This is a genomic window from Rhodopseudomonas sp. BR0C11, assembly GCF_010820945.1.
GTDB lineage: Bacteria > Pseudomonadota > Alphaproteobacteria > Rhizobiales > Xanthobacteraceae > Rhodopseudomonas > Rhodopseudomonas palustris_H.
This window is the reverse complement of record NZ_QTKI01000481.1, coordinates 1-3,307: the sequence shown is the minus strand read 5'-3', so window position 1 is coordinate 3,307 and position 3,307 is coordinate 1. Positions and strand designations below refer to the sequence as shown.

The 3,307-nt window shown below is 67.4% G+C and carries 5 protein-coding genes; all 5 read right to left on the bottom strand.

Features of this window, described 5'->3' with window-relative positions; all coding sequences use genetic code 11:
- Nucleotides 1-147: 147 nt before the first annotated feature.
- Nucleotides 148-387 (bottom strand): PilZ domain-containing protein, encoded by a 240-nt coding sequence (locus DYI24_RS23790; RefSeq protein WP_011157331.1) that lies wholly within the window; start codon nt 385-387, stop codon nt 148-150.
- 132 nt (nt 388-519) lie between these two features.
- Nucleotides 520-1,866: a TIGR03808 family TAT-translocated repetitive protein gene (locus DYI24_RS23785; RefSeq protein WP_164574076.1), complete on the bottom strand. Its 1,347-nt coding sequence runs from the start codon at nt 1,864-1,866 to the stop codon at nt 520-522.
- Between the two features lie 103 nt (nt 1,867-1,969).
- Nucleotides 1,970-2,248, bottom strand: a complete 279-nt coding sequence (locus DYI24_RS23780) for a hypothetical protein (protein ID WP_164574075.1) — start codon at nt 2,246-2,248, stop codon at nt 1,970-1,972.
- 47 nt (nt 2,249-2,295) lie between these two features.
- Nucleotides 2,296-2,946: a pyroglutamyl-peptidase I gene (locus DYI24_RS23775; protein ID WP_164574074.1), complete on the bottom strand. Its 651-nt coding sequence runs from the start codon at nt 2,944-2,946 to the stop codon at nt 2,296-2,298.
- On the bottom strand, nt 2,943-3,307 hold a 365-nt coding region (locus DYI24_RS23770; protein ID WP_502706370.1), incomplete at its 5' end, for a P-loop NTPase family protein. The genes DYI24_RS23775 and DYI24_RS23770, both read right to left, overlap by 4 nt.

Here is a 3,307-nt window from a genome sequence, read left to right as displayed (position 1 = left end):
GGGCGGACGGGTGCAAGGCCTGGGCCGACGCCTGCCGCGCGGTGTGAGATCGCTTGCCGCCGCCACCGAGCCGTGCTTGTGGCGGTGTCGATAAGCGAGCTGGAGAGTTGACGGGCCTGGCTTGCCAGGTCCGGTCCCCGCGCTCGATTAATCGAACGAAACCCCGATCCGTTTCTCTTTTCGCCAGATCACGCGGCTGGCTCGTTTGATTTGATCGCTCGGGACGTAGAGCGTGAAGCGGTCGGGAATGAACAGGGGCGTGACGACATCCAGCGCCGCGCCAGCCTCCGAGATATTCCGGACGCTGCAGTCGATCGCGCCGCCGCCGAACTCGATGGTTGCAGCCTTCAGGACGCGCCGCCGAGGCGTTTTTCTCTGCTCATCCATTCGGCCGTTTGAGCATGAGAATTTTATATTTCTGTGAACGCATCCCTCAAAAAATGCCCACAGTGCGGCCAGCTACGTACAACAAAGTACAAAGGTCGCCGTTCGCGCGCAGGAAGCCGCCGGGCCGCGTCGTCACCGGGTGGTGTTGTGGCCGAGCGAGACCTGGGTGAACCGCGTCGCGCCCGGCGTCGTTAGATCCGGTGTCACCGGTCTTGCGTGGTCGAGACCGACCACCGCGCCGCGCGGGGTCTCGGCGATGACGTTGCCGGTGATCGTCGCGGTGCCGGCGCCGTCCATCACTGACACGCCGATGCCGATGAAGCTCTTGCGCACGACGTTGCCGGTGACGGCGACGTCGCGCAAATAGCGGCCCCAGCCGGCAACGATGCCGAACGACGGCGCATTCTCGATCACGTTGCCCGAAACCGCGGTGTCGGCTTCGACATAGATGCCGATCCCGGCGTCGTCGTCGGGCGCCGTGCCGATCGGTCGCTTCGGCTTGAGGTTGCGGATGATGTTGCCGTGCACCGTGCTGAGCCGGCCGCCCTCGTTGAAGTTGCAGACCGAGACGCCGAGTGCTGCGCCGTCCACCGTGTTGTTGGCGATCACCGCGCCTTCGAACGCGAACTCCGAATACAGCGCGACCTCGCGCACGTTCAACACGCTGTTGCCGGTGATCTGAATATTCGAAGCCGAGTTGCCGCGCACCGCGGAGTAATCGCAATTCTTGCTGATCACCACGTTGCCGGCGCGAAACGCGGTGATGGCGTTGCCGTACTGGCCCGAGCCGCCCGGGCCGGCCTTGATGTTCTCGATCCGGTTGCCGGTGACGAGCGTGCCGTCGTCGCCGAGCGAGGTGCGCAGAATCTCGATGCCGTTGTCGTTGGTATCAATGATCGTGTTGCCGTCGACACGCAGCCCCTTGGCGTCGAACGAGACGACGCCGGTCACCGCGATCTTGGTCAGCGTGTTGTTGCTGATCGTGCCGGAGCTGGCCTCCAGCCAGATGCCCGAGCCACCGCTGGCGGTGATCGCGCAGTCTTCGATCCGCAGGTCTTGCGCAGCGATACAGTGCACCAGCCCGCGCCGGCTCGGCAGAGGAATCCCGGCGCCGTCGAGCACCAGGCCGGACAGCGTCGCGGTTTCGGCGCCCTGGCTGTCGAACAGGGATGCCCCTCCGGTGAAGATCAGTCGCGTGGCGCCGCGCACACCGGCCAGCTGCGCGCCGGACGGCAGCCGCAGTGTGCCGGTTCGATAATTGCCGGGCGGCAGTGCCAGCGGCACGCGCCGTTCGGCGGCATCGTCGATTGCGCGCTGCAAGGCCGAGGTCTGGTCATCGCTGCCATCGGGACGGACGCCGGACAGCGCGCCGTCACGGCCACGGCGTGACGTCGGGGCCGCAGCGAGCGGAGACGTGGTCAGCGCCAGTGCGCTGGTCGTCGCAAGGGTAGTGAGGAAGTCGCGGCGGTGCAGGGCCATGGCGCGTGCTCTGTGGGCGAAACCTAATCCTCACAGCTAACGCAAATTCCGCCGAGGCGCGGGCCAAGGCGGCGGACCGGCGGCATGATGTTTCGCGGTAGGGTTAACCCGGCGCGTGGTCCGGCTCACGCTGGGGCGGTACAAACTGATCACGCCGCGCGGCCCGGGCCTCGCGTTCGTTGCGCTCCGGGTCTTCGCCCGGCTCCGGCGCGCAGGCACGGATCTGGTAGCCGTTGTCGAGCACGTGGCGCGGAGTTTTAGCCTCGGTGTCGGTGACGGTATCGATCACCAGCCCGCTTTCCTTGGCGTGGTTCCAGACGTCGGCTTGGGTCGGATAGATCTTGCTGACCCTGGCATCGTCGCAAAACAGCGCGTACGGCATCGGTTCCTCCTCGGGCACGACGGGTTTCTTTGGTGAGCGATGCGATCTCAGCGGGCCGCAACGCGGCGGGCCTGCCGGGTCAGCCGCACCAGCTCCAGCAGCATCGCTTCGCCGGCATCGACCAGTTGCTCGGCGGTGATCCGACTTCCCGGCCAGGCGGTGCCGTCACGGCTGAGCAGCGGCACGTGGACGAAGGCGGCGAGCCGAGGGCCCTGTGCGGCTTGCGTCGCTTCGATCCCGCGCCAGCATAAATAGTTGCACAGATAGCGACCCGCGTCGCGCGACAGCCGCGCGTCGATCCCGGTGAGCCGTGCGGCGCGGGCCAGCCGCGCGCCATGGGCGCCGAACGTCCGCGCGTCTTCGCCGGGCGCGATCTGGCCATGGCGCAGCGTCACCTTGTCGGCGTCGGGCCACAGCGTGGTGATCGCATTGCGGGCGCGGGTCTCGATCCGGACGTGCCGGGTCGACGCGGCGAGGCCGAACATCAGCAGCGCATCGGGACCGTGCTGCGCGAGGAGCGCCGGCAGGTCGCGGTCGACCGCACGGTAACTGACGTTGAAGATATGCCCGACGCGAACCACGTCGTCGAACGCCGGCCGCCGCAGCTTGACGAGGCGGTCGACCAATCGCGGAGTCGGATTGTAGGGCGCGCCGGGAAACGGCCCGAAGCCGGTGATCAGGATGCGCAGGCCGCTCACCCGATCAGCTCTGCGACCCGATCGGCGCCGAGCGTCGGCGTGATCGAGCCTTCGGCGACGGCGGCTTCGGTGGATTTCACCTTGGCGCGGATCGCCGGGTCGCTGCGCAGCTTCGCCTTCCAGCGATCCTCCAGCAGCGTCCACATCCACTTCACCTGCTGTTCGCGGCGGCGCGCGTCGAACTCGCCGGACGGCGTCGTCGCAGCGCGGTGGTCCAGGATCGCCTGCCACAACTCGGCGATGCCTGTGCCGGTCATCGCCGAATAGGTCTTCACCGGCGGCTGCCAGTTCGGCGAACGCGGGGTGAGGATATGCAGCGCGGCGCGATACTCGCCGGCAGCGAGATTGGCGCGCTTGATGT